Source organism: Mesorhizobium sp. M1A.T.Ca.IN.004.03.1.1 (genome assembly GCF_003997555.1).
Classification (GTDB): domain Bacteria; phylum Pseudomonadota; class Alphaproteobacteria; order Rhizobiales; family Rhizobiaceae; genus Mesorhizobium.
The window spans coordinates 1-268 of sequence record NZ_RZTV01000388.1; the positions used below are offsets into that span (position 1 = coordinate 1).

1 protein-coding gene is annotated in these 268 nt (G+C 61.6%); it reads left to right on the top strand.

All coding sequences use genetic code 11. The features are described 5' to 3' along the window. The coding region (locus EOD29_RS32095) for an efflux RND transporter permease subunit (protein ID WP_164763959.1) at positions 1 to 268 on the top strand (268 nt) is incomplete at both ends.

A 268-nucleotide genomic window follows, 5' to 3' on the forward strand; every position in this document is an offset into this window, starting at 1 on the left:
ATCCGGATATCGCTCAGGTGCAGGTGCAGAACAAGCTGCAGCTGGTGCAGTCGCAGCTTCCCGGCGACGTCATCGATGCCGGCATCAGCGTGACGCGCTCGACCTCGAGCATCCTCCTCGTCGGCTCGCTCGTTTCGACCGACGGCAAGCGTAGTTCGGTCGATCTCGGCAACATAATGTCGACCTCCATCGAGGATCAAATCCAGCGCCTGGAAGGCGTCGGCAGCATCAACGTCTTCGGCTCCGGATACGCCATGCGCGTCTGGCT